26 protein-coding genes and 2 pseudogenes are annotated in these 25,756 nt (G+C 73.8%); 17 read left to right on the top strand and 11 right to left on the bottom strand.

The genetic code is table 11. The features are described from left to right. Positions 1 to 128: 128 nt before the first annotated feature. The gene (locus AQJ84_RS32545; protein WP_030042750.1) at positions 129 to 1,016 is read right to left on the bottom strand and encodes a Gfo/Idh/MocA family protein; all 888 of its coding nucleotides are present in this window, start codon (positions 1,014 to 1,016) and stop codon (positions 129 to 131) included. A gap of 289 nt (positions 1,017 to 1,305) precedes the next feature. Between AQJ84_RS32545 and bdeA the strand changes: the two genes are divergently transcribed. The 10 genes and pseudogenes from bdeA to AQJ84_RS32495 all read left to right on the top strand — a co-directional run bounded on the left by bdeA (position 1,306) and on the right by AQJ84_RS32495 (position 13,061). Beyond that, positions 1,306 to 2,271 (top strand): bis(hydroxyethyl) terephthalate hydrolase, encoded by a 966-nt coding sequence (gene bdeA / locus AQJ84_RS32540; protein ID WP_053190388.1) that lies wholly within the window; start codon positions 1,306 to 1,308, stop codon positions 2,269 to 2,271. A gap of 1,053 nt (positions 2,272 to 3,324) precedes the next feature. After that, a pseudogene (locus tag AQJ84_RS32535) lies at positions 3,325 to 4,520 on the top strand (helix-turn-helix transcriptional regulator); the annotation flags it as partial. Between the two features lie 133 nt (positions 4,521 to 4,653). Beyond that, the gene (locus AQJ84_RS32530) at positions 4,654 to 5,931 is read left to right on the top strand and encodes a PucR family transcriptional regulator (RefSeq protein ID WP_030042747.1); all 1,278 of its coding nucleotides are present in this window, start codon (positions 4,654 to 4,656) and stop codon (positions 5,929 to 5,931) included. Positions 5,932 to 6,102: 171 nt separating this feature from the next. Next, positions 6,103 to 6,906: an ABC transporter ATP-binding protein gene (locus tag AQJ84_RS32525; protein ID WP_053190387.1), complete on the top strand. Its 804-nt coding sequence runs from the start codon at positions 6,103 to 6,105 to the stop codon at positions 6,904 to 6,906. Beyond that, positions 6,903 to 7,718: an ABC transporter ATP-binding protein gene (locus AQJ84_RS32520; RefSeq protein ID WP_030042746.1), complete on the top strand. Its 816-nt coding sequence runs from the start codon at positions 6,903 to 6,905 to the stop codon at positions 7,716 to 7,718. Before AQJ84_RS32525 ends, AQJ84_RS32520 begins: the two co-directional genes overlap by 4 nt. Next, complete coding sequence (locus AQJ84_RS32515; protein WP_030042745.1) at positions 7,715 to 8,611, top strand: branched-chain amino acid ABC transporter permease; 897 nt, start codon at positions 7,715 to 7,717, stop codon at positions 8,609 to 8,611. Before AQJ84_RS32520 ends, AQJ84_RS32515 begins: the two co-directional genes overlap by 4 nt. Before the next feature lie 4 nt (positions 8,612 to 8,615). Further along, positions 8,616 to 9,722, top strand: coding sequence for a branched-chain amino acid ABC transporter permease (locus AQJ84_RS32510; protein ID WP_051870113.1), 1,107 nt, complete (start codon positions 8,616 to 8,618; stop codon positions 9,720 to 9,722). Continuing rightward, the gene (locus AQJ84_RS32505) at positions 9,719 to 10,993 is read left to right on the top strand and encodes an ABC transporter substrate-binding protein (protein ID WP_030042743.1); all 1,275 of its coding nucleotides are present in this window, start codon (positions 9,719 to 9,721) and stop codon (positions 10,991 to 10,993) included. The genes AQJ84_RS32510 and AQJ84_RS32505 overlap by 4 nt, the downstream gene beginning before the upstream one ends. Positions 10,994 to 11,241: 248 nt before the next feature. After that, on the top strand, positions 11,242 to 12,099 hold the full coding sequence (locus tag AQJ84_RS32500; protein ID WP_030042742.1) for an aldo/keto reductase: 858 nt from the start codon (positions 11,242 to 11,244) through the stop codon (positions 12,097 to 12,099). A 143-nt stretch (positions 12,100 to 12,242) separates the two neighbouring features. After that, the gene (locus AQJ84_RS32495; RefSeq protein ID WP_030042741.1) at positions 12,243 to 13,061 is read left to right on the top strand and encodes an SAM-dependent methyltransferase; all 819 of its coding nucleotides are present in this window, start codon (positions 12,243 to 12,245) and stop codon (positions 13,059 to 13,061) included. A 64-nt stretch (positions 13,062 to 13,125) separates the two neighbouring features. Here the strand turns inward: AQJ84_RS32495 and AQJ84_RS32490 are convergent, their stop codons facing one another. Together AQJ84_RS32490 and AQJ84_RS32485 are read right to left on the bottom strand one after the other, a co-directional pair. Next, positions 13,126 to 14,043 (bottom strand): helix-turn-helix domain-containing protein, encoded by a 918-nt coding sequence (locus AQJ84_RS32490; protein ID WP_030042740.1) that lies wholly within the window; start codon positions 14,041 to 14,043, stop codon positions 13,126 to 13,128. A gap of 133 nt (positions 14,044 to 14,176) precedes the next feature. Then, a complete protein-coding gene (locus AQJ84_RS32485; protein ID WP_030042739.1) occupies positions 14,177 to 14,407 on the bottom strand; it encodes a DUF397 domain-containing protein in 231 nt (76 codons plus the stop codon). 364 nt (positions 14,408 to 14,771) lie between these two features. Here AQJ84_RS32485 and AQJ84_RS32480 point away from each other — a divergent pair, with 364 nt between their 5' ends. The 3 genes from AQJ84_RS32480 to AQJ84_RS32470 all read left to right on the top strand — a co-directional run bounded on the left by AQJ84_RS32480 (position 14,772) and on the right by AQJ84_RS32470 (position 16,273). Then, positions 14,772 to 15,182 carry an ATP-binding protein gene (locus tag AQJ84_RS32480; RefSeq protein WP_374934773.1) on the top strand — a complete coding sequence of 137 codons (411 nt, stop codon included), beginning with the start codon at positions 14,772 to 14,774 and terminating at the stop codon, positions 15,180 to 15,182. Between the two features lie 41 nt (positions 15,183 to 15,223). Next, positions 15,224 to 15,769 (top strand): hypothetical protein, encoded by a 546-nt coding sequence (locus AQJ84_RS32475; RefSeq protein WP_030042736.1) that lies wholly within the window; start codon positions 15,224 to 15,226, stop codon positions 15,767 to 15,769. A 246-nt stretch (positions 15,770 to 16,015) separates the two neighbouring features. Next, positions 16,016 to 16,273 (top strand): DUF5133 domain-containing protein, encoded by a 258-nt coding sequence (locus tag AQJ84_RS32470; RefSeq protein WP_030042735.1) that lies wholly within the window; start codon positions 16,016 to 16,018, stop codon positions 16,271 to 16,273. 37 nt (positions 16,274 to 16,310) lie between these two features. Here AQJ84_RS32470 and AQJ84_RS32465 read toward each other — a convergent pair. Next, positions 16,311 to 16,616: pseudogene (locus tag AQJ84_RS32465) on the bottom strand (helix-turn-helix domain-containing protein); the annotation flags it as partial. On the opposite strand from AQJ84_RS32465, the gene AQJ84_RS44810 reads away from it, so the two are divergent. Together AQJ84_RS44810 and AQJ84_RS32460 are read left to right on the top strand one after the other, a co-directional pair. Next, complete coding sequence (locus AQJ84_RS44810) at positions 16,591 to 16,713, top strand: hypothetical protein (RefSeq protein WP_259294280.1); 123 nt, start codon at positions 16,591 to 16,593, stop codon at positions 16,711 to 16,713. The pseudogene AQJ84_RS32465 and the gene AQJ84_RS44810 overlap by 26 nt on opposite strands. 125 nt (positions 16,714 to 16,838) lie before the next feature. Then, complete coding sequence (locus AQJ84_RS32460) at positions 16,839 to 17,054, top strand: hypothetical protein (RefSeq protein WP_030042733.1); 216 nt, start codon at positions 16,839 to 16,841, stop codon at positions 17,052 to 17,054. On the opposite strand, the gene tgmB is transcribed toward AQJ84_RS32460, so the two are convergent. The 3 genes from tgmB to AQJ84_RS32445 form a co-directional block, all read right to left on the bottom strand. Beyond that, a complete protein-coding gene (gene tgmB / locus AQJ84_RS32455) occupies positions 17,048 to 18,049 on the bottom strand; it encodes an ATP-grasp ribosomal peptide maturase (protein ID WP_051870112.1) in 1,002 nt (333 codons plus the stop codon). The genes AQJ84_RS32460 and tgmB overlap by 7 nt on opposite strands. A gap of 16 nt (positions 18,050 to 18,065) precedes the next feature. Beyond that, a complete protein-coding gene (gene tgmA, locus AQJ84_RS32450; protein WP_030042731.1) occupies positions 18,066 to 18,257 on the bottom strand; it encodes a putative ATP-grasp-modified RiPP in 192 nt (63 codons plus the stop codon). A 131-nt stretch (positions 18,258 to 18,388) separates the two neighbouring features. Beyond that, positions 18,389 to 18,682 (bottom strand): DUF1232 domain-containing protein, encoded by a 294-nt coding sequence (locus AQJ84_RS32445; protein ID WP_030042730.1) that lies wholly within the window; start codon positions 18,680 to 18,682, stop codon positions 18,389 to 18,391. 266 nt (positions 18,683 to 18,948) lie between these two features. Here AQJ84_RS32445 and AQJ84_RS32440 point away from each other — a divergent pair, with 266 nt between their 5' ends. Continuing rightward, the gene (locus tag AQJ84_RS32440) at positions 18,949 to 20,076 is read left to right on the top strand and encodes a hypothetical protein (protein WP_053190386.1); all 1,128 of its coding nucleotides are present in this window, start codon (positions 18,949 to 18,951) and stop codon (positions 20,074 to 20,076) included. Here the strand turns inward: AQJ84_RS32440 and AQJ84_RS32435 are convergent. Genes AQJ84_RS32435 through AQJ84_RS32425 form a run of 3 tightly spaced genes read right to left on the bottom strand, consistent with a single transcriptional unit; the run spans position 20,073 to position 23,745 of the window. Then, positions 20,073 to 22,175 (bottom strand): xanthine dehydrogenase family protein molybdopterin-binding subunit, encoded by a 2,103-nt coding sequence (locus AQJ84_RS32435; RefSeq protein ID WP_053190385.1) that lies wholly within the window; start codon positions 22,173 to 22,175, stop codon positions 20,073 to 20,075. The two genes, AQJ84_RS32440 and AQJ84_RS32435, sit on opposite strands and share 4 nt — an antisense overlap. A gap of 23 nt (positions 22,176 to 22,198) precedes the next feature. Beyond that, entirely contained in the window at positions 22,199 to 23,191 is a 993-nt protein-coding gene (locus tag AQJ84_RS32430; protein ID WP_053190384.1) for an FAD binding domain-containing protein, read from the bottom strand. Further along, positions 23,188 to 23,745, bottom strand: coding sequence for a (2Fe-2S)-binding protein (locus AQJ84_RS32425; RefSeq protein WP_078632193.1), 558 nt, complete (start codon positions 23,743 to 23,745; stop codon positions 23,188 to 23,190). Before AQJ84_RS32425 ends, AQJ84_RS32430 begins: the two co-directional genes overlap by 4 nt. 128 nt (positions 23,746 to 23,873) lie before the next feature. Here AQJ84_RS32425 and AQJ84_RS32420 point away from each other — a divergent pair, with 128 nt between their 5' ends. Next, complete coding sequence (locus AQJ84_RS32420; RefSeq protein WP_053190383.1) at positions 23,874 to 24,560, top strand: maleylpyruvate isomerase N-terminal domain-containing protein; 687 nt, start codon at positions 23,874 to 23,876, stop codon at positions 24,558 to 24,560. Positions 24,561 to 24,582: 22 nt separating this feature from the next. On the opposite strand, the gene AQJ84_RS32415 is transcribed toward AQJ84_RS32420, so the two are convergent. Next, complete coding sequence (locus AQJ84_RS32415; protein ID WP_107082631.1) at positions 24,583 to 25,722, bottom strand: hypothetical protein; 1,140 nt, start codon at positions 25,720 to 25,722, stop codon at positions 24,583 to 24,585. Between the last annotated feature and the right edge of the window lie 34 nt (positions 25,723 to 25,756).

The following is a 25,756-nucleotide window of genomic DNA, read 5'->3' as shown; positions in this document are numbered from 1 at the left end:
GCGGGTACGTACGTCGTAGGACAAGTCCGCCCTCAGAGGCGGTCGGGGGCTGCGCACCGGCTCCCTGACCGAGTGGCCGCGTCCGCCGGGCGCCGGCTCCGGTGCCCACGTCCAGGACGCCCTGGACCTCATCTCTGGTTGCCGTCCAGCAGGCCTTCGGCAGCCGCGAGGATCTCGGTGACGCGCAGCCCGAACCGGGCGTCGCACGCGTGCGGGCGGCCGGTACGGGCCGCGCCGAGCAGGGCGTCCGCGGCCCGGGAGAGGGCGGTGACGACGTCCTCGGAGCTCTCCGGAAGCAGCGTCACGCCGGCCTCGCCCCACAACTCCACGGCCGCTCCCGCCGCCGCGGGCGGCGCGGTGAGACTGAGCGTCAGCGTGCTGGACGCGCCGCCGGCGTGATCGAGGACCACATGCACGGTGTCACGCGGACCGCGCGCGGCCGCCGCCACCCGCCGGACGTCGCCGAACACCGGCAGCAGCACGGACAACGCGTGCGGGCCCACGTCCCACAGGGCGCCCTTCTCCCGCCGCCACGGCGAGTCTGCGAACGGGCTGTCGCTGGTGAACACCGAGCCCAGCCACTGGGCCCGCCCGGTGAACCAGCCTTCCGTGTCCGCCTGTTGGGCGATCCACGCCGCGGTCTCCGCCTGGAAGCGGGCGGTGAAGAAGACGACCGAGGCGACTTCGGCCGCCTCGACGGCCGCCGCCACGGCCCGCCCCTCCTCCACCGTCGCCGCGAGGGGCTTGTCCAGCAGCAGATGGCATCCCGCCCGCGCGGCCCGCACGGCGAGGTCCGCCTGAACGTCCGGCGGCAGGGCGACGGCCACGGCGTCCACATCAAAGAGCAGCGCGTCGACGTCGTCGTAGGCGCGAGTGCCGTGCAGGTCGGCCAACTCCTTGGCCGCGTCCGTTCGACGTCCCCACACACCGGCGAACTCCAGCCCGTCATGTGCGCTCAGGGCGGGAGCGTGGGCCATCCGGGCCCAGGGACCGGTACCGAGCAGACCGATGCGCATGCCGCCGCCTCTCCATGCCGTACGACCTCGTGACGACCGGTGCGGGAGAGCGACCGACCGGGGCTGAGCGTGCCACACGGACCGGGCGGGCGCGCAACCCCCTCCCGAGGGCCGGACGCCGTCGGGGTGAGCCGGCGGTGTCACGAGACCGGTGACATTGCCGGTGCCCGCTCCCGGGGGGCCCGCCGACAGTGGCACGGCCAGCAGTCGGCGGCGCCCTCCGGTGCGGCACACCCATGTGTGCCCCCTTTCGGCGGGCGGTTCGCCACGACCGAGAGGACGACTCGTCGTGCAGCAGCAGCAGCACCAGCACCCGCACCAGCACCCGCACAGCGCCCATCCGCGGGGTTCCCGCCCGGCCCTTCCGGGCGGTCGCCGCCCGACGGCCCGCCGCCTCACCGCGGTCCTCGCGGCGATCGCCGCGACCGCTGGGCTCGGCTGTCTCGCCGCGCCCGGCGCACAGGCGGCGGACAACCCCTACGAGCGCGGCCCGGCGCCCACCAACACCTCGATCGAGGCGCCGCGCGGCCCCTACGCCGTGTCCGAGACGACCGTCTCCCGCGCCGTCGTCACCGGGTTCGGCGGCGGCACCGTCTACTACCCGACGAGCACCGCCGACGGAACCTTCGGGGCCGTGGTGATCTCTCCCGGCTACACCGGCACCCAGTCCTCCATCGCCTGGCTGGGACCGCGCCTGGCGTCCCAGGGATTCGTCGTCTTCACCATCGACACCCTCACCACGCTGGACCAGCCGGACTCACGCGGCCGTCAACTGCTCGCGGCCCTGGACCACCTCACCGAACGCAGTACGGTCCGCGGCCGCGTCGACAGCAGCCGACTCGGCGTCATGGGGCACTCCATGGGCGGCGGCGGCAGCCTGGAGGCCGCGAAATCCCGCCCCGGCCTCCAGGCGGCGATACCCCTCACACCCTGGAACCTCGACAAGTCCTGGCCCGAGCTCAGCACACCCACCCTGATCGTCGGCGCGGACGGCGACACGGTCGCACCGGTCGCGAGCCACGCCGAACCCTTCTACACCGGCCTGCCCTCGTCCCTCGACCGGGCCTACCTGGAGTTGAACAACGCCACGCACTTCTCGCCGAACTCGTCGAACACGACGATCGCCAAGTACAGCGTGTCCTGGCTCAAGCGGTTCATCGACAACGACACCCGCTACGAGCAGTTCCTGTGCCCGCTGCCCCGGCCGAGCCTGACGATCGAGGAGTACCGGGGCAACTGCCCGCACGGCTCCTGACGGCGCGGACGGCCTTGTGCCGGTGCACGGACACCAGCCGGGCACGCTGGGCACCGGCACAAGCCGCGCACCCTTTCGGACGTGTGGCTTCCGCCTCTCATTACGGGTCAGTAACGTCGCGGGAATGACCGGACACAGGACCGTGCCGCCGGCGGGCCCCAGGCTCACGACGTGCGGTGCGCGGGCGCTGTCGGCCGCGCTGCTCCACGGGACGACCGGCCCGGCTGCCGACCCGGTCGTCCGCGAGGCGCTCGAGGCGGCGGCCGAGGGCGACCCCGCGCCGCTTCTCGCCCTGGTACGCCGACGGTTCCCCGCGCCGCTGCCACGCCCGCCGGCAGCTGCGCACGCCCCGACGGACGACGGGGGCACTCGCCTCACCGGCCTGACGGCAGGGGCTTTCGCCCTCGCCCCGGGGGTCGCACCGACGCCGGACGGCCGGGACCGGGCGGGCAAGTGTGCCGCCGCGGCGGAGCAGGCGTTACGCGCGGGCCGCCCGCACCGGGCGCTCCGGCTGCTCGCCGCGACCGGCGGCGGCACGGCACCGGACAGGGTGCGCGGCCGTGCGGACTGGTGCGAGGGCTCGTCGAGTTGCGCGACGGCCCCGTCGGCGACGCCCACGCCACCCTCCTCCTGGCCGCCTCCCTCCTCGCCGCCGACGCCCCCGACCAGTCGGCCCGCGCCACACTCGCCGCCGCGGACGCCGCGTGGTCGACGGGCGACCGGGCGGCATGCCTCAGGGCACTCGCGGTGGACTCCGGGAGGAAGGGGGCCGGGCAGGGCTCGGGCGAGGTTGCCGGGGAGGCCGTCGGCCAGGCTGCCGGGCAGGTTGGCGCCGGGGAGGGCGTGGGTGAGGTTGTCGGGGTGGTTGTGGGTGTGGCTGTCGGAGGGGGCGGGGGACTGGGCGTCGGGGAGGCCGTCGGCCCGGCTGGCACCGGGGACGGCGTCGGCCCTGCTGCCGGGCAGGGCCTGGGCGGGGCCGCTGGGCGGGCCGGGGCTCGGGCGGCGGGCGGCGCCGGCGTGGAGGCCGGGCAGGTCGGCGTCGACCCGGTGTGGGACCACGCCCTCGGGATGCGGGCCGTACTGGAGGGGCGCTTCGACCGGGCGGCGGGCCGCTGCGACGGGTGGTGGAACGCGGCCGTACCGGCGAGGAGCCGGAAGGGCTGTTGCGGTCGGCGGCCGCGGCGCTGTTGCTCGGGGACATGGGCGCGGCCCGCCGGGCCGGCGCCCGGGCCCTGGCGGCGGCCCGCGACCGGGGGGCGGTGGGGCTCGTGCCGCAGGCCCTGGAGTACCTGGCCTACGCCGAGTTGCGCGCCGGCCGCCACGCGCAGGCCCGCACCCACGCCGGCCAGGGCCTGCGCGCCGCCCTGCGGGCAGGCCAGCGCAACACCGCGGCGCACCACCACGCCGTCCTCGCCCTGGCCGCCTCGATCGAGGGGGACACCGCCTCGGTCACCGGGCACGCCACGGCCGCGCTGGCCATCGCACGTCGGCACGGTCTGACGCAGGCGGCCACGCTGGCGCAGTGGGCGGCGGCCCGCGCCGACCTCGGGCGCGGTCGCCCCCTCGACGCGGCCGACCGGCTCGGCCCGCTGGTCAGGCCAGGCCCGCGGCGCGGCCACTTCGCGGTGTGGATGCTCGCCGTCCCCTGCTACGTGGAGGCCGCCGTGCGCGCGGGCTGCCCGGACGACGCCGCCCAGGTCGTCGACGAGTTCGCCCTGTGGGCCGCCTTCGGCGCGGATCCGCAGGCCCCCGCCCAGCTGGCCCGCTGCCACGCCCTGCTCGCCGCGCCGGACGAGGCCGACGCCCTCTACCGCCGGGCCCTGACCCTGCACGACGGGGCGGGCGGCGACTTCGAACGGGCCCGTACCGAGCTCCTCCACGGAAAGTGGCTGCGCCGGCGTCGCAGGCCGCGCGAGGCGCGCGACCGGCTCGGCGCCGCACTCGTCGCGTTCGAGCGGTGCGGCGCCCGGGTGTGGGCGCAGCAGACCGGCGCGGAACTGCGGGCCAACGGAACGGCCCCCTGCCCGGCGGGGACGGACGCGTTGTCCCGTCTCACCCCGCAGCAACTGCGTATCGCACGGCACGTGGCCGAGGGCGCCACCAACCGGGAGGTGGCACTGCGGCTGGCGGTGAGCACCCGCACGGTCGACTACCACCTGCGCAACGTCTTCGCCGTACTCGGCGTGCGCTCCCGGATCGAACTGGCGCGCATGGTCGACCAGGCGGAACAGACCGGTGCACGACCCTAGGGACCGACCGGACGGTATGTCATCCTTCGGGTCAGGACGATTCGGGTGGCGGGCACCACGGGACGGCCCGTGGACCGGCAGTGGGTCCGCCGGCGGCGAGGTGCCGCGCCGCCGAACGTGGGGGAGGACCGTGATGCACCACGCCGTACGGCCACGAACAGCGCTCCGCCCGGGACCGGCGCCGCTGCCCGTCGCACAGCCGCGTACCCGGCACCGGCGGTCGTCGACCGACGCCGACGCCCTGCACGTCCTGCACCGCGCCGCCCGGGTGCTGCTGGACGACCTGCCCGACCTGACCGACCGGCTGGTGGCCGCCCTGCAGGAGCAGGAGCCCGCCTACCGCGCCGCGCTCGCCGGGGACCCCGCCGGGACCTGGCAGGAGGTGCACCGTTCGCTGCGGCACAGCGTGGCGTCGCTGCTGGACCCGCGCAGCGCCCGCGACGCGGCCCGCCGCTGCTCGTGGAAGATCGGAGCCACCCGCGCCGAACAGGGGCTCCCGCTGGACGCCCTGCTGCACGCGTTCCGCCTGGGCGGTTCGCTGGTGTGGCAGGGGCTCGTCGAGGAGACCTCCCGGGCCGCGCCGGAGGACGTACGCCTGCTCGTCCACGTGGCGTCCGACGTCTGGAACTTCGTCGACGAGCACTGCACCCTCGTCGCGGACGCCTACCGGCAGGTCGAGCGGCAGCTGGCCTGGCGGCGCGAGAACCGGGTACGGCTGCTGGCCACCGCCCTGCTCGACGGCACCAGCCGCATCGCCGACCTGCCCGAGGCCGCCCAGGTCCTCGACCTGCCCGAGCACGGTCGGTACGCCGTGGTCGCCCTCGCCGGCCCCGATCCCGCCGTCTGCGCCGACGCCCGGGCCGCGGCCGTGCCCGGCGGGGCACGGGTCCACTGGCACACCGGCGTGGAGGCGGACTACGGAATCGTCCTGATCGGCGCCGGTGACGCGCCGGAGCCGGAGCCACCCCCGGAGGGCGCCGCCGCGCTGGCGAGGATCGGTGTCGGCGGCGTCGTCGAGGGACTGGCCGGCATCGGTGACGCCCGCAGGCAGGCCGACGTCGCGCTCGGCATCTGTGCCCCGGGCGGCGGAGTGGTCCGGCTGGCGGAGCACCTGCCCGCCGCCCTCGTCGTCTCCTGTCCCGACCTCGGCACCACCCTCGCCGACCGGGTGCTCGGCCCGCTGCTGCGGCTGGAGCCGGGCGACCGGGAGGTGCTGCTGGAGACGCTGGCGACCTGGCTCGACTGCGACGGTTCGGCCCAGCGGGCCGGTGAGCGGCTCTACTGCCACCGCAACACCGTCCTGAACCGGCTGCGGCGCTGTGAGCACCTGACAGGACGCTCGCTGGCCCGGCCGACGGACCTCGTGGAGATCAGTCTCGCCCTGACCGCCCACCGGTTGCTGCGCCCCTGAGGACACCGCCGTCCCCGTATCCCCTGGGCGCCCGCACAGGGGGTAGGGGCGGGCACTGGGACGGCGCAGCGACCGCGCCCCAAGTCCTGTACCGGCGGCCGACGCCCGTGCTGTCGTGAGCTCCCCTTCCCCCGCAGCCCGTGCCCCCCGGCACGGATACGAGGAGCCGCGATGCCCGCAAGTCCACCGGCCGAGGAACCCGCCCTGCACGTCGAGGAACTCGACGTGACGTACGGCCGGGCCCTGTCCGCCCTCCGCTCCGTGTCCCTGACCGTCCCGCACGGCGGCGTCGTCGCCCTGCTCGGTGCCAACGGCGCCGGGAAGTCGACCCTGTTGCGTGCGGTGTCGGGCACGCTCCGGTTGCACCGCGGGGCGATCACGGGCGGGCGGATCCGTTACGGCGACACGGCGCTCGACGGCCGGGACCCGGTCGCCGCCGTCCGCGCCGGAGTGGTCCAGGTGCCCGAGGGCAGGCGGGTGTTCGCCGGGCTCACCGTGGACGAGAACCTCCGCAGCGGCGGCCTCGGACTCGGCCGGCGCAGCCCGGCACTGGTCCGCGCCGGCCGCGAGCGGGTGTTCGCCTTCTTCCCCCGGCTCGCCGAACGCACCCACCAGGCCGCCGGCCTGCTGTCCGGGGGAGAACAGCAGATGCTGGCCATCGGCCGCGCCCTGATGGCGGCCCCCCGCCTGCTGCTGCTCGACGAACCCTCGCTGGGCCTCGCGCCGCTGATGGTGCACCGGATCGCCGAGGTCGTCCGCGAGATCAACGCCCAGGGCACGGCCGTCCTGCTGGTCGAACAGAACGCCGGCATGGCGCTCTCGCTCGCCGACCACGCCCACGTCCTGGAAGTGGGGGAGGTGCGGCTGTCCGGCCCCGCCGGCGAACTGGCCCGCACCGACGCGGTGCGTCGCCTCTACCTCGGCGAGGAGACCGGCACCGACCGCCCGTCCGACGCAGGCCAGGGGGTCGCGTGAGCACCCCCGCACCCCGTTCTCGAACCGCCGGACCACCCGTGCTGCGGGTACGGGACGTCACCGTGCGCTTCGCCGGACTCACCGCGCTCGACGATGTGTCCTTCACCGTGTCCCCCGGCTCGGTGCACGCGCTCATCGGACCCAACGGCGCGGGCAAGTCCACCTGCTTCAACGTCCTGTCCGGCCTGTGCCGGCCCGCCGCCGGCGACGTCACGCTCGGTGACGCGGAACTGTCCCGGCTCGCCCCGCACCGGATCGCCGCCCTGGGCGTGGCCCGGACGTTCCAGAACATCGTCACCACGGAGGGAACCGTCGCCGACAACCTCATGCTCGGCCGCCACCTGCACTCCCGCGCGGGCTTCGCCGCCAGCGCCCTGCGCCTGCCGTGGGTCGTGCGCGAACAGCGCGAACACCTGGCGAGGGCCCGTGAGATCGCCGAACTCACCGGACTGGAGGCGCACTTCGACACACCGGTCGCGCTGCTGTCGTACGGCGACCGCAAGCGCGTGGAGTTCGCCCGGGCCCTGTGCCTGGAACCGAGCGTGCTGCTGCTCGACGAGCCCGTGGCCGGCATGAACGCAGCCGAGCGCGCCCGGACCGCCGAGGCCGTGCGGGACGTCCGCGCCGAACTCGGCCTGTCCGTCGTCCTCGTGGAGCACGACATGGGCCTGGTCATGCGCCTCGCCGACGAGGTCACGGTCCTCGACTTCGGCCGCCGCATCGCCCACGGCACGCCCGACGAGGTCCGTGGCGACCCCGAGGTGCTGCGCGCCTACCTCGGCACCGACACGGCACAGGAGGACGTGGCATGACCGGCCTCCTCGACAACCTCCTCAACGGCCTTGCCCTCGGCTCGGTCTACGCCCTCGTGGCCCTCGGCTTCGTCGTCATCTTCAAGGCGTCGGGCGTACTGAACTTCGCTCACGGCTCCCTGCTCCTGCTCGGCGGCTATCTCACCGCGGTCTGGCACGACGACCTCGGCTTCGCCGGCGCCCTGGCCCTCGCCGTGCTGGTGACGGCGGCCGTGGCCGGAGCGCTCGACCGCCTCCTGCTCCAGCGCGGCGAACCCGATCCGCACGCCGCCCATGTGCAGACCATCGTGACCATCGGCATCGACATCGTCCTGGTCACCGACCTGGCCCGGCGGATCGGAGGCGACCTGCTGTCCCTGGGCGACCCCTGGGGCGACTCGGTGCGCGACCTGGGGCCGGTCACCGTCGCCGACAGCAGGCTCGCCGCGGTCGTCGTCTCGGCCGTGGTCATCGGCGCGGTCTTCGCCCTGTTCCGGTTCACCGCCTGGGGGCTGTCCCTGCGGGCGGCGGCCGAGGACGTGGAGGCGGCCGCCCTGATGGGCGTACGGCTGTCCCGGGTGCGCGCCCTCGCCTGGTGCCTGGCGGGCGCCCTCGCCGCGCTGGCCGCCGTGTTCCTGGTCGCGTTCCCGGCGCCGGGGCTGGAACGCACCACCGGGCAGATCGCCCTCAAGGCCTTCCCGGCCGCGATCCTCGGCGGTATGACCTCACCGGCCGGTGCCCTGGCCGGCAGCATGCTGATCGGCCTGACCGAGGCTCTGGTCGCCGGCTACCAGTCCGAACTGCACGTCCTGGGCGAGGGGTTCGGCGACGTCGCCCCGTACGCCGTGATGGTGCTGGTGCTGCTCGTGCGGCCCACCGGCCTCTTCGGCACGAAGGGAGCGGCACGTGTCTGATCCCATGATCCGCGCCCGGGCCCGGCTCTGGGGGAGAAGGTTCCTTCCCGTCGTCGTCCTGTGCGTCCTGCCCTTCTACCTGGACGCCTTCTGGCTGCGCATCGGCCTGTTCTCCCTGGCGGCCGCCATCGGCGCCGTCGGCCTCGGCCTGCTGACCGGGACCGCGGGACAACTCTCCCTCGGCCACGCCTTCTTCCTCGCCGTGGGCGCGTACGGATACGTGTGGCTCGCGGGTGAGCCGGGCCCGGGTCTCCCGCCCGCGCTCGCCCTCGTGCTGGCCGTGCTGCTCGCCGGGGCGGCGGGCGGGCTGTTCAGCCCCGTCGCCGGCCGGGTGCGCGGCATCTACCTGGGCGTGGCCACACTCGCGCTGGTGTTCCTCGGCCACCACGTCCTGCTGACCGCGGACTCCGTCACCGGCGGATTCAACGGCCGCTCGGTCCCGCCACTGCCGGGCTTCACCGACTCCGATCCCCAACCGGTCCTGCTCGGCGTGCCGTTCGGGTCCGCGGAACGGCTCTGGTACCTCGGCCTGGCCCTGTTCGCACTCACCTGGTTCACGGCCCGCGGCCTGCTGCGCGGCCGCCCCGGCCGTGCCCTCGCGGCGCTGCGCGACAGCGAGACCGCGGCGGCGGTGATGGGCGTGCACGTGGCCCGGTACCGCTCGGCGGCCTTCGTGGTGTCCTCGATGTACGCGGGCCTCGCCGGAGTGCTCCTGGCCCTCGCGTTCCGCCGTGTCGTACCGGACTACTTCGCCCTGGCACTGTCCGTCGACTATCTCGCCATGATCGTCGTCGGCGGTCTCGGTTCCGTGGCCGGAGCCACCGCCGGAGCCGTCTTCGTGACCGCGCTGCCCCTGCTGATGGCCCGCTACGCCGACCAGCTCCCCCTGGTCGCGGCGCCGGGAGCGGCGGACGGCGCGGTCGGCCCCACCGAGGCGGCCCGCTACCTCTACGGCGCCGCGATCGTCCTGGTCCTGCTGTACGCGCCCGACGGCCTGCGCGGTGTGACCCGCCGCCTGCGCGCCCGGCGGCCCCGCGAACGTCCACCGCGCACCCCGACCTCATCCCCCGCGTCCACCCCAGCCGTACGAGCCAAGGAGCACACCCCGTGAACGTCACGCACCACAGCAACCGCCGCCTCACCGGGATCGCCACCGCCGTGGCCGTGGCCCTGCTGATGGCGGGCTGCAGCTCCAAGGCCGGTGATCAGAGCACCGGCGACGCGGCCGACGGCGTGAAGGCGGGGCCCGGTGTCACCGACGACACCGTCCGGCTGGGCGCGCTCACCGATCTGACCGGCCCCTACGCCACCCTCGGCAAGAGCATCGTGCAGGCCCAGAAGATGTGGGCCGACGAGACCAACGCCAAGGGCGGCGTCTGCGGCCGGGACGTCGAGATCGTCGTCAAGGACCACGGCTACGACGTACAGAAGGCCGTCGCCGCCTACGCCGACATCTCGGCGGACGTGGTGGCGCTGCCCCAGGTCATCGGGTCGCCCGTGGTCGCCGCGCTCCTCGACGACATCGAGCGTGACCGCCTGCTGACCTTCCCGCAGGCCTGGGCGGCCTCCCTGCTCGGCAAGGACTCCGTGCAGGTACTGGGCACCACCTACGACGTCGACATGATCGCCGCCGTCGACTTCCTCACCCGCGCGAAGAAACTCGGCAAGGGCGACACGATCGGCCACGTGTACTTCGAGGGCGACTACGGGACCAACGCGCTGGAAGGCTCCCGCTGGGCGGCGGAGCAGGCCGGCCTGAAGATCGTCGACCAGAAGATCAAGGCGACCGACACGGATCTGTCCGCGCAGGTGTCCGCGCTGCGCAAGGCGGGCGTGAAGGCCGTCCTGATCAGCGCGGGCCCGGCCCAGACGGCCTCGCTGACCGGGGTTGCCGCCTCCCGGGGGCTGCGCGTGCCGATCGTCAGCAGCGCACCGGGCTACGCGCCCCAGCTCATGAAGACGCCCGCGGCGGCCGCACTGGAGGGCATGCTGCACGTGGTGAGCGCCGCCCCGGCGGTCAGCTCCGAACTTCCCGGGGTACGCCGCATGGTCAGCGCGTACGAGAAGAAGTACCCCGGCTCCCCGGTCGACTCCGGAGTGCTGTCCGGGTACAACGCCGCCCAGCTCCTGGGCGCCGACCTGAAGAAGGCCTGCGAGGCGGGCAGCCTGGCCCGCGAGGACGTGGTCGCGGCCCATCGCGCGCAGAAGAACGCCGACACCGGTCTCGGCAGCCCGCAGGACTTCTCCGACGTCGCCCGCCCCGCGAGCCTGTCCACCTACGTGCTGCGGCCCGACCGGAAGGCGGTCGGCGGACTCGTGGGCGTGGAGGAGGCGCACCGGGCTCCCGGAGTCGAGGAGTACCTGGCCTCACGCAGCTCCTGAGTCCGGCACCGAGCCGCCCCGGCCCCTGCCGACCTGCAGGGGCCGGGGCGGCTCGGTGCCGGACGACCGGATGAGCAGGGAGCGGCCCGCCGGGGATTCAGCGCCCCGGCTGCTGAATCCGTTCTCGTTCTTCTATTGGACCTTCGTGACCCGGCCAGCGAGGCTGGAGACCGTCCCGCGCCGCCGCGCCCCCGCCCGGCGCGACGACGCCTTCCGTACCGCGCGAGAGCCGAAAGAGGTCACGAGCCATGCACACTCGCCGCATCGGTGACGTCGAAGTCAGCGCGATCGGCCTGGGCGCGATGCCCATGTCGATCGAGGGGCGGCCGGACGAGGCGCGCTCCCTCGCCACGATCCACGCGGCCCTCGACGCCGGCCTCACCCTGATCGACACCGCCGACGCCTACCACCTCCACGCCGACGAGGTCGGTCACAACGAGAGCCTGATCGCCAAGGCCCTCGCCTCGCACGACCGGGGCGCTGAGGTGCTGGTCGCGACCAAGGGCGGGCACCTGCGTCCCGGCGACGGCAGCTGGACCCGGGACGGCAGCCCCCGCCACCTCAAGGAGGCCTGTGAGGCCTCGCTGACCCGGCTCGGCGTGGAGGCCGTCGGCCTCTACCAGTTCCACCGCCCCGACCCGAGGGTGCCGTACGCGGAGTCCCTCGGCGCGATCCGCGAACTCCTCGACGAGGGGAAGATCCGCATGGCGGGGATCTCCAACGCCGACCCGGAACAGATCAGGCAGGCGAACAGAATCCTCGGCGGCCGACTGGTCGCCGTACAGAACCAGTTCTCCCCGGCCTTCCGCTCCAGCGAGCCCGAACTGCGCCTGTGCGACGAACTCGGCATCGCCTTCCTGCCCTGGAGCCCGCTCGGCGGCATCTCCCGGGCGGGTGAACTGGGCTCGGCCCACGCCCCGTTCGCGAGGATCGCCGAGGTTCACGGGGTCAGCCCGCAGCGCGTGTGCCTGGCCTGGATGCTCGCCAAGTCGCCGGTCGTGGTGCCCATCCCGGGCGCGAGCCGGCCCGAGACGATCCGCGACTCGGCCGCGGCCGTCGACCTCGTCCTCACCGCGGGCGAACTCGCGGAACTGGACGCCGCCTGAGCGCAGAACCGTTTCATCGGCGGCTCTCGTGGCGTTCTTACCCGGACGGACCGGACGTGGACTGGCATCGGCAAACGTCCGGTCCCTAGGATGGACTCCCTGTCCTGCCGGGCCAGTTGGCGTGGCACGAAGCTGGGGGAAAGATGGAGACCGGTAACAAGCTGTCCACGTCGATCGACGCCACGGTGCCGACGGCCGCCCGTATGTACGACCACTATCTGGGCGGCAAGGACAACTACGCGGCCGACCGGGCGGCGTGCGAGGAACTCGACAAGGTCGTCCCCAGCACGCGCCGACTGGCGGTGAACAACAGGCGCTTCCTGCAGCGGGTGGTCAAGACGCTGGCGGCGGAGCACGGGATCCGGCAGTTCCTGGACCACGGATCCGGCCTGCCGACCCAGGACAACGTCCACCAGGTCGCCCAGCGCATCGACCCCGAGTCGCGCGTCGTCTACGTCGACAACGATCCGATGGTGCTCGTCCACGGCCGCGCGCTGCTCGAGCAGGACGAACGTACCGCGGTCATCCACGCGGACATGCGCGAGACCGAGGCGATCTTCTCGCACGCCGAGACGCAGCGGCTGATCGACTTCGACCAGCCGGTCGCGGTGCTCTTCAACTCGGTGATGCACTGCATCCCCGACAGCGAGACGGACGGCCCCCTCGCCCTGGCCCGCCGGGTGGCCGACCGTCTGGCGCCCGGCAGCTTCATGCTGATGTGCCAGCTGGTCAGCGAGGACCCCGAGGTCCGCAAGTTCGTCACCGACTTCATGGACCAGGCGACCCAGGGCCACTGGGGCCGGGTCCGTGAACCGAAGGACGTCGCCGAGTGGTTCGAGGGTCTGGACATCCTCGACCCTGGCCTGGTCGAGGTATCCACCTGGCGTCCGGACTCGGAGGTGGCGCCCCGTCAGCTCACCCACGAGTGGATCGAGTTCGGCGGCGTGGGTCGACTCCGTTAGGGCACAGTCACCGCCCGGAGAACACGAACGCCCCTCGACAGTGCGTCGAGGGGCGTTTTCCGTCTCACGCGCCGTAGCGCTGCTCCATCGTCTCGCGCAGTAGCTTCAGGGAGTCACGGGGTTCGAGTGCCTCGTCGGCCAGGCGGTCCAGCGCCAGCCGGTACTCCTCCGTCTCGTCGCGGTCCTCGAGGAAGTTCGCGCTCTTGATGTGCTCGAGGTAGACGACGTCGGGCAGGTCCAGGCCGCCGAAGCGGAGATACGTGATCGGGATGGACGGCGCCGAGGCGTTGGTGACGTCCAACGGCACGATCTGCACGGTCACGTTGGGACGCTGGGCCATCCGCACGAGGTGCTGGAGCTGCTCCCGCATGACGTCACGGCTGCCCAGGACACGCAGCAGGACCGACTCGTCGATGACCGCCCACAGCTGCGGCGCGTCCGCGCGCAGCAACAGCTCCGCCCGCCGGGTGCGCAGCTCCACCCGACGCCGGACCTCGCCGGCGGCCGCGGCAGGCAGACCGCGCTCCACCACCGCCCGGGTGTACTCCGGGGTCTGCAGCAGTCCGGGCACGTACTGGATCTCGAACGTGCGGATCGCGGCCGCCGCCTCCTGCAGGCCGACCAGCCGGTCGAACCACTCCGGCATCAGCCGCTTGTCGTAACGCTGCCACCATCCCGGCTCACCGGCACGCTGCAGCAACTTCAGCAGCACCGAAACCTCGTAGTCCTCGGTGCCGTACAGCTCCAGCAGTGCGCGGACGTCGACCTCCGCCGGGGGCCGCCGGCCCTTGCCCGACTCGATGCGCGACAGCTTCGCCGGGCTGAACCCGAGGGCCCGCGCCGCCTGCTCCTGGGACAGACGGGCATCCTCGCGGAAACCCGCCAACTGCACGCCGACCAGCATCTTCAGCAGGGTGGGGGCCGGCTCGGGCCGGTCCAGATACGGCTGCAGTCGGGAGATGCGCTGCGACTCGGCGGACATCAAGACTCCCAGTGAACCGGCATAGAGACGACTTACACTATCGCACCCCATCGTGTCGCAACGCATCCGCCCGTGTACAGAAGGGAGTTGACCCCTCCGGTCGGGGAGCTCACGGCAGGGAGGCCGAACTCCCTCACAGCAGGTGGTCGAACTCGCCCTCCTTCGCGCCCGCGACGAACGCCGCCACCTCGGCCGGCGTGTAGACCAGGGCGGGCCCGTCGGGGTAACGGGAGTTGCGCACGGCGACGCCCCCGTCGACCAGAGTGGCCACTTCGACACAGTTGCCCTCGGCGTTGCTGTGCCTGCTCTTGATCCAGCGGGCGTCCAACGAGCTGGCCCGCACTCCGTTCTGCACTGGTGGCACCACACTCTCCTAGCTGTTCACGTTCTTTCGCGGGCGCCGTCCACGGCTCTCGGGTCGGGCCGGACCGGGGTGTCATCGGCCCCTCCCGCCCCACCGGTTTTTGCGTGCAATTTCTCGTGCAATTGCACGCGAGCGCCTTCAGCGTGGATAATAGCTGCGGCGTCAACCCCCGGGGAGGCGCACCGTCTTGACGTCGCATCAGGGAGATGCCGTGTCATCACCTGCGAAACATGTGCTCAGGGAGCCTGGTCGGGCTGCGCCGGGAGCAGGTGGAGCGGCGACCGTGACCGGTGGGCCTCCGCCGCGACCGCGACCGGTCGACCCGAGCGTGCTCTCGTCCTCGCGCCCCGTGTCCCCGGGCGGCGTGCCCGACTCCGCCGCACTGCGCATCAGATGCAGCGGGGAGGGGTTCGCCCTGGCCCGGGCCTTCACCCGCGACACCCTGCGTGGCTGGTCGCTCGAGCACCACAGCGACGACGCGGTCCTCGTGATCACCGAACTGGCCGCCAACGCCGTGGCGCACGCCGTGCCGCGCTCGCCGGCGGGTGACACCGAGGTATGGCTGGGACTCCTGCTCGGCCCCGACCATGTCGTGCTCACCGTTTCCGACCAAGGCGAGAACACACCCAGGTGCACGGCCGACGCCCCCGACCTGCGGGAGCACGGACGCGGGCTGCTCATCGTCGACGCCCTGGCGGACGAGTGGGGCTGGACCCTCCGGCCCCCGGCCGGCAAGACCGTCTGGGCCAGGCTGTCGACCTGCCCTCCCCCCTGACCCGACCCTCCGACATGACTGCCGCGGAAAGGCCCCACGCCATGCGCACCGCTCCGACGCACCTCCCGAGCACCGAGCGCGCCGATGACTGCCTGCCGCCGACCGGGGTGGCCAAGGCCACCCCCCTCATGGCACTGGACCGCGTGCCGTGGCGGGACATACAGGACTCCACCGGCTGCGCCGCGGCCATCCCCCTCCTGCTGGGCAGCGTCGCCTGGGGTGATCCCAAGACCGCCCGGTCGGCCCTCGCCGACCTGCGGGCGCGGATCTGCCAGTACGGCTTCGTGGTCGAGCAGGCCACCGCCGCGACGGTCCCCTTCCTCTGGGAGCTGGCCCAGTCACCCCACGTGACCTGCCGTGCGGAGATCATCCAGCTGCTCAAGAGCATCGCCGACGCCCGTCAGTGGGAGAGCACGGCCGCCGTCTATCCCAAGCTGCTCAACCACCGGGAGAACCCGGTCGTGTGGGAGCGCGAGGCGCGGCAGGCCGTCCGCGACCGGCGCGGCGCGCTACGGCGGCTGATGGCCGAGGACGACGCCGAGATCGCCCGGGCGACCACCGAACTCGCCCGCACGCTGGGCGACTAGGCGCGCCCGTCACCCGCCCCGGCGCACCCTCACCGCGTCGACCGGCTGTCGCAGGCACTGGACACCCTGGTCGGCGGGCACGCCCCGCCCGCCGCACCGCCGCACCTCTGTGCCGCCGCTGACGGCGTACGGGGGCGCAGGCCGGGAGGTAACGAAATCGCGCCAAATGCGCCCCCTTCGGCATCGGATGTGAATGGTCTGTCGTGGTTCGGGCATACGGAGCGAAAATCGAGAGAGGGGCGCTACGTGCTCGTTCCGGACCCGAAGGTCGTCAGGAAGCTGCTGACTCGGTACGCATCGCTGCGGATCGCGCAGGCAGAGAGGGAAAGGGAGGCCACGGCACGTGAACTGGAGGACGTCAGCTACACGCTGTGCGTGATGATGGGCAGCACCGACATCCATGACGCGGTCGCCAAGGCCGACGCCCTGCTCGTCGAGGGCGGGCGCACGCCGGTCGTCCCGACCGACCCGGACGGCGACAGCGGACTGCGGCTGGCCGTGTGACACCGTGCCGTCCCGGCAGCCGCCGGGCCGGGCAGGCCTACGGTCTGCCCCGGGGGCGTACTGCCGGGACGGCGTTCGACGTCGCGTTCCTCGCGTTCCTTCCGTGGAACGCGGCGCGGTAGGACTGCGGAGTGGTGCCGACCACCCGGCGGAATCGTTCGCGGAAGGCGGTCGGTGAACCGAACCCCGCCTGTCGCGCGATCCGTTCCACCGGGTGGTCGCTGTTCTCCAGCAGGTACTGGGCCCGTCGCACGCGCGCCCGCAGCAGCCACTGCAACGGCGTGGTGCCCGTCTGTTCGCGGAAACGCCGGCCGAAGGTGCGCTCGCTCATTCCCACGCGGGCCGGCCGACTCGCCATGTTCACCGGAGTCTTCAACCTGCTGTGGGCGACCGTCACCGTCCTCATGATCGTCCGGCCCGGCTTCACGACCGGCGCCTGACCGCACACGGCGAGCGGCCTCGGCGTCAAGCCCTCCGACCGAATGTGCGTGCCGGTGGGCGGGGGCGCCTACACTCGACAGTCGTGCCCAACTGCATGGGCAGTGACACGAAAGGCGCGTGACGGGTGTTCCAGGATTCCCCCATCTACGACCGACTCGTCGCGGAGCGCGGCGACATCCCCCTCCAGACACGCAGGGAGGCCGAGCGGGTGACCAGGGAGCTGGAGTACGTCATGCGACCGCTGCAGTCCTCCCTCGGCTCCCCCCACCCGGCCGACCGCCCGGCGGCCCCGGGCGCGGGCTGGCAGCGTGCCGCCCTGCCCGGCCCGCGACCCTACTGATCAGCGCTCAGCGCGCCGCCGCGTCGGCGCCGCTGGTGTGGCACCGCGGCCGCCGACGGGCCCGGCCGGGCCAGCCACCCGGCGACGCTGTGCGCGATGGGCTGGCCCGTGTCCACCTCGACGAAGCCGAACTGCCCCGACTGGTTGCACTCGAGGAACCACCACATCCCGTCCCCGTCCTCGGCGAAGTCGAAGGCGCCGTAGGCGAGTTCGGCGTCCCGGAGGTAGGCCCGCACCGCGGAGGCCAGACGCGGGGGCACCTCGACGGGACGCCACGGGGCGTCGTCCCGCGCGAACCGCACGTCGACCTCGTCGGGGTGCGCGTCCTCGGCGACGGCCTTGCGGGCCGCCAACAGCCGCTCGCCCACCGCCGTGAGGCGGATGTCCGCCTTCTTGGCGACCCGGCGCTGCAGCAGCGTGGGACCGAACGCGACGGCTGAGAAGTCGGTGTCCGGGGCGACCCGGCTGGTCGGCACCGCCCGGGGCGGGTCCTGCGGATGCGCACCGGAGACCGGCTTGACCACCAGGTCCGGATAGCGTTCCGCGAACTCGCGGGCGGCCTGCGGGAACGTCGTGATGAGGGTGGCCGGCACCGGCAGGCCGCAGCGCTGCGCCAGCCGGAGCTGCCAGGGCTTGTGCCGGGCCCGGCGGGCCGCGTCGGGGTGGTTCATCCAACGGGCGTCGCAGCCGCGGAGCATGCCGTAGAGCGCCTGCGAGGCCTCCTCGGTCAACCAGGCGGACGGCGTCGCCGCCCGCGCGGCCGGGACCCCCGGCCGGCGCACCCAGACGGACCGCAGCCCCCCGATGCTCACCAGCCGCCCCCCGGCCGACAGATGGCCGCGGAACGTGCCGTGCACGAACTCGCCGGACAGGGACACCCCGTCGGTGAGGTCGGCCGGGTCGAGCCGGACCACCGGAACCCCCGTGGCGTTGAGGTGCACGACCACCATGTCGGCGGTCACGTCCTCTTCGCGGGTCAGAATCAACACGGTCATATGGGCCGGACCGTGTTCAGTCGTCGAAGTGGGTCTTGGAGCCCGCGGTTGAGGTCGTGGTCCCCAGTTCCCTCATCAGGGCGTGGTCGCGGGCGGCGATCCGCCCGTCGAACAGCACGTTCAACTGCCGCCCGGAGTCATAGACGTACGGAGTGGTGGCTTCCAACTCCGCTGCCGGACGTGCGTAGTTGAGCGCGAACGGTTGCATCGTCTCTCCCTCGCCGGTGGTGCACGATCAAACGACGGTCACCCCGCGGCCTCGCTTGGTCCGCCGACTTCCTCGGGCTTCCAGAGACTTATACGAATCGAACGGGTGATTGGTTTCCTCACGGAGCGTAGTCAGAGTCCGTGAGGTGCCTCGTGCTCGCGCGCGCCGGGGGAGGTGCGCAGGGTGCGCAACGCCAGGAGCAGGACGCCGATGTCGTCCAGATAGACGGGATCGGGCAGCAGATCGGTCGGCAGTACGAAGTACAGCAGGGCGCCCCAGAACACCCAGCGTGGCCCGGTCGGCAGTCCCGCCTGCCGCAGACTGCGCCGGGTGCGCACCAGCCGTACCAGCAGCAACACGGCGAAGACCAGAACCAGTGCCGCGACCACCGCGGCGACGACGATGACCGTCGTGGTCGTGTCCATGCCCCGCCCCCTTCTCCTCCGGCCGGGCCTCGACGAGCCCGCTCCAGACGGATTCCCTCTGTGGGGCCCGGTAAGGCCTGCCGAACGGGTAACGGGCACGGCCGGGGCCCCTGCGACGCGGGAGATCCCGGTGGGCCCACCCGTTAACCCCCGTGGGCCCGCCCCGGTGGCAGGCCGCGCCCGGGACGCTTAGTAATGGTCCCGTAACGTCGCGTGTCGCATTCGGCGACGCACACAGCGGCCGCACTCTTCCTCGGGAGCAGAGCATGACCACCGGCCCTTCGTCAGCCCCATCGAACCAAGCCGCGATACCTCTCTCCGAGCTGACCGGCGTCCATGAGCGGCTCGAGTCCTCGCACGGTGACCCGGCGGGTGAACTGGTGCGTGTCGCCGTGGCGGACCGGCCGCTGGAGGACATCGCTCACCTCATCACCCTGCTCGAACAGTCGCCCGAGTACGCCGAGGCCACGGTCGCCGCGCTGCGGGCGGTCGGTGTGAACCGGTCGGTGGAGGACGTCACCCGCCTGGTCACCCTGCTGACCCGGCCGCCGAGGGACGCCGCCTGCGCGGACGAGGCGATCCGCGCCGCCGCCGAGTGCCGGCCGGTGGAGGAGGTCACCCGGTTGCTGGCGCTGCTGCACCGGACGCCGCTGCAGCCCCACTGCGGTGAGGAGGCGGTGCGGGCCGCCGCGGCCGGCCGGCCGGTGGAGGAGCTCGTGGAACTGATCGGACGGCTCGCCGAGGAGCGCGAGCTCTACGCCGACCTGCCGGAGCTCGACCCCGAGCTCGATCCGGATCCGGAGCCCGACGCGGTCCTGGAGACGCCGGCGACCTTGGATCACCCGGAGACGGCCGGAGTCCCGGCCGGCGGTCCGGTCGGCGGCGGCGTCGGCCGCGCCGTGCTGTCCGCCCTCGACACGCGCCGTAAGCGCGAGGCCGCCCCGCCCGCGCCCCGCGAAGCCGGGCCGGCGTTCCGGCCCGTCCGCCTCGCCGTCCTCGCACTCGTCGGGTGCGGGGTGCTCAGCTTCCCGCTGGACCGGGACGGCGCGTCCGCCCGGATCTACGGCCTGGCACTCGGCGTGTCCGTGCTGTGCGTGTTCCTCGCGCTCGTGCTGACGGTACGGCCGAGCGTGCCCACTCTCGCGGCGGCGGCCCTGGTACCGGCGGGGCTGGCCGCGGGCCGGCTGTTCGAGGGCAGGCTGGTGCACTCCGCCGGACTGTCCCGGGCACTGGAACTCGCGCTCGCCCCCGCCTCGCTCGTCGGCGTGGTCGCCGTCTGCGCGTCCTTCGCGGCGCTGGCGGCCCTCCTCGCGCGGCTGGCGTGGCAGATGCCGCGCACCGCGACGCCACGACCTCCGGCCGAGGCCGACCGCGCGGTGGACCCACTGCGCTAACGGGCGAGGAGAGCGGGCAGCACCCGGTCCGGGGTGAGCGGCAGTTCCCGGAACCGGACACCGGTGGCGTGGTGGACGGCGTTGCCGATCGCGGCCGCCGTGCCCACGATGCCGATCTCGCCGATGCCCTTGCTTCCCATCGGGTTGAGGTGCGGATCGTTCTCGTCGACCCAGTGCGCCTCGACGGCCCCGACGTCGGCGTGCGCGGGCACGTGGTACGACGCCAGGTCGCACTCGGTGAAGTCGCCGAAGGCGGCGTCCATCGTGCTGCCCTCGGTCAACGCCATGCCCAGGCCCATGGTCATGCCGCCGACGAACTGCGAGCGGGCGGTACGGGGGTTGAGGATCCGGCCGGCGGCATAGACACCCAGCAGACGGCGGACGCGGATCTCACCGGTGACCGTGTCCACCGTCACCTCGGCGAAGTGCGCGCCGAAGGCGTGCCGCGCCCAGGGGCTTACGGCGTCGGCCCGGCCCGTGGTGTCGGCGCGGGCCACCATCCCCTCCCCGGGCAGCGGACCGGAGTGACCGGCCAGGCGCTCCGCCAGCCGGGTGCACGCCTCGTGGACCGACCAGCCCCAGGACGCGGTGCCGGACGAGCCTCCCGCCAGGGGCGCCGAGGGCAGATCGCTGCTGCCCACCTCGATCCGGATCCGGTCCAGGGGCGCGCCGAGCGCGTCGGCCGCGATCTGCGCGAGGACGGTCCGGGCCCCCGTGCCGATGTCCGTGGCGTTGACCCGCACCAGGAAGAGCCCGTCCGGCAGCGCCCGGGCGTCGGCGGTGGAGGGCGACGCCTGCACGGGGTAGGTGGCCGCGGCCACGCCCGAACCCACCAGCAGCGGCCCCTCGCGGCCCGAACGCGGGAGCGGATCGCGCCCCGCCCAGCCGAACCGGTAGGCACCCTCGCGCAGGCACTCGACGAGGTGCCTGCTGCTGAAGGGCTTGCCGCTGTCGGGTTCGGTGTCCGGCTCGTTGACGATCCGCAGCTCCACCGGGTCCATCCCGAGCTCGCCGGCCAGCTCGTCCATGGCGGACTCCAGGGCGTACATGCCGGGCGCCTCACCCGGGGCGCGCATCCAGGACGGCGAGGGCACGTCCAGGGCGACCACGCGGTGGAGCGTACGGAGGTGGGGAGCGGCGTACATGACACGGGCGGGTGTCGCGGCCTGCTCCACGAACTCCTTGACGCGGGAGGTGTGCGTGGTGACCTCGTGCGTCACGGAGGTGAGCCGGCCGTCGGGCTCGGCGGCGAGGCGGAGCCGGTGCAGGGTCGGTGCGCGGTGACCGACCACGGCCGGCAGGTGGCGGCGGGGCAGGGCGAGGGTGACGGTCCGCCCCGTCAGCCGGGCCGCCATCGTCGCGAGCACCACGTCGGGACGCGGGGTGCCCTTGGAGCCGAAACCGCCGCCGACGTGTTCGGAGACGACCGTGACCCGTTCCGCGGGCACCTCGAACAGCGCGGACAAGGTGTCCCGTACGACCGTGGCGCCCTGGCCGGAGTTGTGCACGGTCAGCCGGTCGCCGTCCCAGCGGGCGGTGGTGGCGTGCGGTTCCATCGGGTGGTTGTGCAGCGGCGGCACCCGGTAGGCGGTGTCGACCCGTACGGCGGCGGAGTCGAAGGCGCGATCCGGGTCGCCCCGTTCGGTGCGGGCCGGATAGCCGGCGTTGGCCTCCTCGGGGACGTACGCCTCCGGGTGCGCGGCGGTGAGGGTGACGTCGTGCGGTTCCGTGGCGTACGTGACGCGCACCGCGGCGGCGCCGGCCCGGGCGTCCTCGGGGGTCTCGGCCACCACGAGGGCGACGAACCAGCCGCGGTGCGGGACTTCGGGGTTCTGCAGTACCGCGAGGGTGGGGTCGTCCGGCTCGGCGAGCCGGGGCGCGTTGTCGTGGGTGAGCACGGCCAGCACGCCGGGCAGGGCCAGCGCGGCCGTCGCGTCGACGCCGGTCACCCGGCCCCGGGCGACGGTGGCGGGCACCGGCCAGGCGAACGCCCGGTCCGTGCCGGGCTGCTCGGCCGCGTAGCGGGCCGCGCCGGTGACCTTCTCCCGCCCTTCCCGGCGCTCGGCGGGAGCACCCACGACGGTACGGATGCCGGACATACGGTCCTCCTTCGGGCGCCGGTTCAGGTCCTCGCGGACGCGGTGAGCCGGGTCAGGACGTCCAGGGCCAGAGCGCGCGCCAGGGGCACCTTGTAGGCGTTGTCGCGCAGCGGTTCGGCGGCGGCCAGTTCCAGGTCGACGGCGTGCTCGAAGGCGTCGTCGGTCGGTGCGGCGCCCACCAGGGCCCCCTCGGCCCGCCGGGCCCGCCAGGGCCGGTGGGCCAGCGCGCCGAAGGCGATCCCGGCCTGGGCGACCACCCCGGACTCCACCCGCACCACGGCCGCCACCGAGGCGAGGGCGAAGGCGTACGAGGCCCGGTCCCGGGCCTTGCGGTAGGCGGACGGCCGTCCCGCCGTGGACGCCGGGAGCACCACGCCGGTGACGATCTCACCGGGACGGATCTCGGTGTCCAGGTCCGGACGGTCGCCGGGCAGCCGGTGGAAGTCTGCCGCCGCGACCTCGCGGGTGCCCTCGACGCCGTACAGCTCCACGCGCGCGTCGAGGGCGGCCAGCGCGACCGCCATGTCCGAGGGGTGGGTGGCGACGCACTGCGCGGAGTGCCCGAGGACCGCGTGGTCGCGGTGCACGCCCTCCCGCGCGCCGCAACCGCTGCCCGGCTCGCGTTTGTTGCACGGCTTGGTGACGTCCTGGAAGTAGGGGCAGCGGGTGCGCTGCAGGAGGTTGCCGCCGGTGGTGGCGGCATTGCGCAGCTGCCCCGACGCGCCGGCCAGCACCGCCTGGGACAGCGCCGGCCAGCGGTCCCGGACGGCGGGCAGGGCCGCGAGGTCGCTGTTGCGGACCATGGCCCCGACCCGCAGCGAGCCGTCGGGCAGCTCCTCCACCGCGTCCAGGGGCAGCCGGGTGAGGTCGACCAGGGCGGCGGGCCGCTCCACACCGAGCTTCATCAGGTCGACGAGGTTGGTGCCGCCACCGAGATAGCGGGCGCCGGGCCGGGCTGCGTACGCCTCGGCGGCCTCCTCGACGCTCGCGGCGCGTACGTAGTCGAAGGTCTTCACCGGACCACGTCCTCGACCGCCTCGGCGATGCGGGGATAGGCCCCGCAGCGGCAGAGGTTGCCGCTCAGGCGCTCGCGGATCTCGTCCCGGCTCAGGGGCACGGGCCGGCCGGAGGGCACGGAGGGGTCCGTGACGTGGGAGGGGTGCCCCTCGGCGGCCTCGGAGATCGCGCCGAGCGCGGAACAGATCTGGCCGGGGGTGCAGTAGCCGCACTGGAAGGCGTCCCGGTCGAGGAAGGCCCGCTGCAGGGGATGCAGCTCCTCCCCGTCCGCGGTGAGGCCCTCGACGGTGGTGACCTCGCAGCCGTCCAGCGACACCGCGAGCAGCAGGCAGCTGTTGACGCGCCGCCCGTCCACCAGGACGGTGCAGGCGCCGCACTGACCGTGGTCGCAGCCCTTCTTGGCGCCGCACAGGTCGAGGTCCTCACGCAGGACGTCGAGCAGGACGCGGCGGTGGTCGAGGGTCAGGGTGTGCGGTTTGCCGTTGACCTGCAGGGTCGTCTCGGAGTGGTGGCGCCGCGACAGGCCGCCGTCCGCGTGGATGTCTGTGCCCATGTCGTGGATGCCCTTCCGGAGCGGGCTGGTGCCGTAGGGACCGCGTATCCACACCGGCCCACCTGACACACGAGTCACGACGACCGTGCGCCGTTGATCGGCCGCGTGAGCGTCCCTAAGCTGCCGCCATGACCGAGGCAACCGGAGATCCCACGACGCCGGTCCAGGCCCTGCGCGCCTCCTACGACGCCCTCGCGGCCGTGGTCCGCGCCCTCGGGGACGACGACTCCTGGCTGCCCACCGGGTGCACCGGGTGGGTGGTGCGTGACCTGGTCTTCCACCTCCTCGCGGACGCCCAGCGGGCCCTGGTCGCCCTCCACACGCCCGCCGCCGGGCCGGCCGACGTGGACGCCGTGACGTACTGGCGGGACTGGCGGCCCGACACCGCCGACGCGGCGGACGGACGGCGCCGGGTCCGGGTCTGCTCGAGCATGTTCCTCGACTGGCGCCACTTGCGCGGGCTGTACCTGGAGACCGCCGCGGCCACGGTGACGGCCGCCGCAGCGGCCCGGCCGACGGCTCTCGTCGGCACGCAGGGCCACCTCCTGACCGTCGACGACCTCGTCGGCACCCTCACCGTCGAGGCGAGCGTCCACCACCTCGACCTCGTCCACGGGCTCCCCTCCGCACCCGGGCCGTCGGCGGCGGGCCTGGCCTCGGTGCGCTCCGCGCTCGACGGCCTGCTCGGCCACCCCGTGCCGGTGAGCTGGAGCGACGAGCACTACGCGCGGGCGGCGACCGGGCGGCTGCCGCTCACCGAGGCCGAACGAGGTCTCCTCGGCCCGGACGCGGACCGCTTCCCGCTCTTCGGCTGACGTCGACGCCCCCCCGCGGGCGTCAGCGGCCGGCGTCGTCGTCCCGCGCAGGACCGCCGTCTGCGGCGGGCTGCGTGCCGGGACGCGGCCCCTTGGCCGAGCCCCTGAGACGCTCCAGGGTCCGGGTCAGCTGCTGGAGCGGGGAGCCGGCGGGCGCGCTCGGCGACGACGGGGGCACCGCCATGCCTTCCGCTGACTCGCGGTACGCGGTCAGCGCCTCGTTGGCGCGCTCGGCGGCCTCCCGGTACAGGTCCCGGGACTTCGTCATGGCGTCGAGCGCCTCGGCGTACATGGCGACGAGCCTGCGTTCGCGGGCGAGTTCCTCCTCCAGCGTCAGCAGCTGCCACCGCTCGCGCAGAGCGGTGACGGCCTCCTCGGCCCCGTCCGGCAGCGGGCGCGGCGACGCGACGAAACGGGTCAGGGTGTCGACGAGTTCGGCCGGCTCCGAGCCGTCCAGGAAGACGCTGCGCACCGAGAAGTCGTCCGACGCGGCGTCGGACGGGGCCGGCGGCAGCACCACGGCACCGCCCCGAGGCACCTGCACGTCGAACTCCCGCAGCGCCCAGTTCACGGCGCGCAGCTGGTGCGGGGCGGCGCGGTGCTCCACCACGCGGTGGCGCAGACCGGCCGGCAGCAAGCGCGACAGCGGCCGGCGGCCGCTGTCGTCCGGGGTCATCGCCTCGTGCACGACCACGTTGACCGCCCAGCTGCCGCGCACGGCGTCCCGGAGCAGGCGTCGCATCTCCTTGTCGTCCGCGGGCAGGCGGTTGACGTCCCTCAAGCGCAGGCCGGTGGCGGCGTCGACGTCCCAGGAAACGTCCGCAGCCTCGGGCCAGAACACGGTGGCGGGGGACGGCCACCGCTGCTGCCACGGGCCCTCCGCCTCGGCCGCCAGTACCCATTCCTGCCCGCCGTCCACGGAGACCGGAAGCGACAGACGAGCCCGCACCGTCACGTTCCCGTCGACCCGCCATCGAGCCTCGAACGCCGACTCCGCGGAGTCCTCGACGGTGAGCGGCCCGTCGTGGTCGTCGATGGTCCCGGCGTCCTTCAGCTGCTGCAGGCGCCGCAGGACGACGTCCTGGGCGTCGGGCCCGGGGTGGCGGCCGCGGGCCAGCCATACGGTCGGAGGAGTCGGGCGGGCGGTGCGGGAGATCGGCATGAGTCCATCTGGAGGTGGGGGCACGTGCGTGGCC

Source organism: Streptomyces resistomycificus (genome assembly GCF_001514265.1).
In the GTDB taxonomy this organism is placed as follows: domain Bacteria; phylum Actinomycetota; class Actinomycetes; order Streptomycetales; family Streptomycetaceae; genus Streptomyces; species Streptomyces resistomycificus.
Note: the sequence above shows the minus strand (reverse complement) of the source record. Positions and strands in the feature narration are given on the sequence as shown.